Origin of the sequence: Streptomyces sp. IBSBF 2435, from assembly GCF_036815005.1 — a bacterium.
Classification (GTDB): domain Bacteria; phylum Actinomycetota; class Actinomycetes; order Streptomycetales; family Streptomycetaceae; genus Actinacidiphila.
Window position 1 is genome coordinate 1 of sequence record NZ_JAJSYW010000334.1, and the last position, 3,334, is coordinate 3,334.

The following is a 3,334-nucleotide window of genomic DNA, read 5'->3' on the forward strand; positions in this document are numbered from 1 at the left end:
GGTCAGGGCGGGGGTGTCCCAGTCGCGGGCCACTTCCGCAGTGTGCTCGCCGGGCGGCGCGGGCGGGCGGCGCAGCGCGGTGGGCGTCACCGAGAAGCGGGGTGCGGGGGCCGGCTGGGTCGTGCCGTACACCTCGGTGAAAGTGCCGCGGGCGGCCAGGTGCGGGTGCCGCGGCGCCTCGGTCAGCGACAGTACGGGCGCGGTGCAGGCGTCGGTCCCGGCGAAGACCGCGGTCCACTCCTCGCGGGTCCGGCCGCGGAAGCGGGCGGCGACGGCGGTGCGCAGCTCCGGCCAGCGGGCGGGGTCGTCGCGCAGCGCGGCCTCGTCCGCGGTCAGGCCGAGGATCGCGGCGAAGGTGTCGTAGAAGCGCTGCTCCAGGGCGCCGACGGCCATGTGGCCGCCGTCGGCGGTGGGGTAGACGCCGTAGAAGGGGGCGCCGCCGTCGAGGAGGTTGCTCTCGCGCCGGTCCTGCCAGGCGCCGGCAGCGAGCATGCCGTGCAGCATCGTGCTCAGATGGGCGGCGCCGTCCACGATGGCGGCGTCCACGACCTGGCCCGTGCCGTGCGCGCGGGCGTGGTGCAGGGCGGCGAGCACTCCGGTGACCAGGTAGAGCGAGCCGCCCGCGTAGTCGCCGAGCAGGTTGGCGGGGGCGGTGGGGGCCCCGTCCGCCGGTCCCGCCAGGCCCAGCACTCCGGTGATCGCGATGTAGCCGATGTCGTGCCCGGCGCTCGCGGCCAGCGGGCCGTCCTGGCCCCAGCCGGTCATCCGGCCGTAGACCAGCCGCGGATTGCGTGCCAGGCACTCCCGCGGGCCGACGCCGAGGCGTTCTGCGACGCCCGGGCGGTAGCCCTCGATGAGGATGTCGGCGCGCTCGGCCAGGTCGAGCACGGCCCCGGGGCCTCCGGGCGCCTTGAGGTCGACCAGCACCGACCGCTTGTTGCGGTTGGCGAGGTCGGCGGCCGGATCGATGGCCAGGCCCGGGCCGCCGGGGCGGTGGACGCACACGACGTCCGCGCCGAGGTCCGCGAGCAGCATCGCCGCGAAGGGGCCGGGGCCCATCCCGGCCAGTTCGACCACCCGGACACCGGCCAGCGGGCCGGGTGCGGCCGGGGCCTGCGGCGGCCGGTTTGACAGTGGTGATGTCACACTCGCGATGTTAGAAACGTGTTCCAGTTTTCGCAAGGCCAGGCTGAGCGGTCGCTTAGCCGGTGCCGCCGCTCATTGCGCCGTCCTCCGCCCATTGCCGCGCCCTCCGCCTGATGGCGCCTGCGCCTGACGCGGCCTGCGCCACAAACACGCTCCACCTGACGCGCCCTCCGCCCGGCGCGGCCCCGTGCCGCCGTTCAGACGTGGCAGTGGCCGCCGGATCCGTCGCCGGGCTCCTTCGGCAGGTCGAGCGCCGGATTGCGGTCGAAGAAGCCGGTCGGCCGCAGGCTGAAACCGCAGACGTCGACCGGCATCACCGGCCAGTCCTCCAGGCGCGGCAGATGGGTGGGGCCGAAGGAGTGCCACACCGTCAGATCGGTGTCCTCCAACGCCTCGCCGGGCTCCGACCAGGCCGTGACGCCCGCGCCGCCCGCGTGCTGGTTGGGGTAGTCGCCGTCCGGGTAGTGCCGCTCGGGCCGGTAGCGGGTCACCCACAGGTGCTTGGTGGCGTACGCGACCCGCTCGGCGACCGGCGAGCCCGGCTGCGCGAGCAGCAGCGGGCCGCTGTCCGGCACCAGGGTGTAGGCGACCGGTGCGCCCATCCGGTTGTGCGCGCCGGGGTTGACGATCCGCCAGCGCCTGCCCACCGACGGGTCGGCCACCCGCCCGGCCTGGCCGCTGTCGGCGACCGGGGTGGTCCGGGTGGTGAAGGCGTTGCCGTTCGGATTGCCGGCGCCGGTCGGCAGCCGGACCACGTCCACCTCCTCGACCGTGTTGCCGGGGCCGTCCACGGTCACGTCCAGCCGGGCGCAGAAGAGGTGCTGGTGGAAGGGGGCCAGCAGACCGGGGGCGATCTCGGTGGCGTGCGGCGACCCGGCCCCCGGCTGCGCGGCGGAGGTCTGCAGCAGGCCGGTGGCCTTGGCCTCGAAGGCGATCGTGCCGTCCAGGTGGAGATACCAGTAGAAGCCGTAGTCGTAGTTGCCGAGGGTGGCGATGCAGGAGATCACCAGGCGGCGCGCCCGGCGGGAGTCCACCGCGAAGTCGTCGAAGACGTTGGTGTGCTTCCAGAGCAGGCCGGCGTCCTCCTCGTGGATGCAGATCGCGTTGTGCAGGGTCTCGGGGTGGCCGAGGTCGTCGGCGAGCACCGCGTCGACGTAGGTGATCTCGCCCAGGCAGTCGCAGCCCAGGCGCAGGGCGTTGGCGTTCCGGCCGAGCAGGTACTCGCCGGCGTCCAGATAGCAGACCCAGTTGCGGGCCGGGTCGGGCTCGGCGTAGGGCACGGCCATCTCGGCGATCGAGGCGCGGTGCAGCACCGGCCGGTCGCGGTCGCCGTCGCGGTGGGCGACCTGGTGCAGCACCAGGCCCTCGCGGGCGTTGAAGTCCAGCCGCAGCCGCCAGTTCTGCCAGCGCAGCACCGGCCCTTCGAGCGCGAAGGACGGCCCGTCCGGCTGGGTGATCTCCAGCGGCCGCAGGTCGGTGCGGGGCGGCCCGGTGAAGCCGGCCTCGTAGCGCCCGCATTCGGCCGGGACGGGGACGGCGCCGGTGTCGATCAGCCGGACCACCCGGCGGGCGGTGAGGTCGACCTCGGCGACCAGACCGCCGACCGGGTGGGCGAACGGATTGTCGCCCGCCGTGCAGCGCACGAAGGTCAGCGAGCGCAGCATCCGCCGGCCGACCTCCGAGGCGATGCCGAAGTTGCCCGCGGCCAGCGGTGCCGCGATGACCAGCGACAGATCGGTGATGCCGCGTTCGGCCATCGCCTCGCGCCAGCCGGGGTCGGCCTTGACGATCTCGTCGCAGGTCCCGTACTCCTCGAACAGCAGCGGCGGCTGGCCGTCGGCCGCCGGGTCGAGGTCGCGGTAGGACAGCAGCACCCCCGCGGTGGTGTCGCTGACGTCCACCAGCGCCTCAGCCGCCCGGCCGGTGCCGGAGTCCAGCAGGGTGACCCGCACCCGGCGGCTGACCGGGTCGCCGGGGCGGTGCGCGAGCACCGCGTGCTGGTCGGGCTCGTCCGGCAGCAGCGGGAAGCGGGTCGCCCCGGTGACCCTGCCCTCGGCCTCCAGCGCGGCGCGGGCGGCGCCGATCTCGGCCGCGGTCAGCGGGTCCAGCGGGTGGGGGGCCGCGGCGGGTGCGGTCTCGGCGTCCGTTGAGCAGCAGGTCATGGGGGTCCTGACGACGGGGACGGGTG

The 3,334-nt window shown here is 74.9% G+C and carries 2 protein-coding genes; both read right to left on the minus strand.

The window, feature by feature from the left end; all coding sequences use genetic code 11:
* Window positions 1-1,146, minus strand: a 1,146-nt coding sequence (locus V7E46_RS33000; RefSeq protein ID WP_333771846.1) for a CaiB/BaiF CoA transferase family protein, incomplete at its 3' end; no start/stop codon positions are given.
* A 197-nt stretch (window positions 1,147-1,343) separates the two neighbouring features.
* Window positions 1,344-3,308 carry a primary-amine oxidase gene (locus V7E46_RS33005; protein WP_333771847.1) on the minus strand — a complete coding sequence of 655 codons (1,965 nt, stop codon included), beginning with the start codon at window positions 3,306-3,308 and terminating at the stop codon, window positions 1,344-1,346.
* Window positions 3,309-3,334 lie beyond the last annotated feature (26 nt).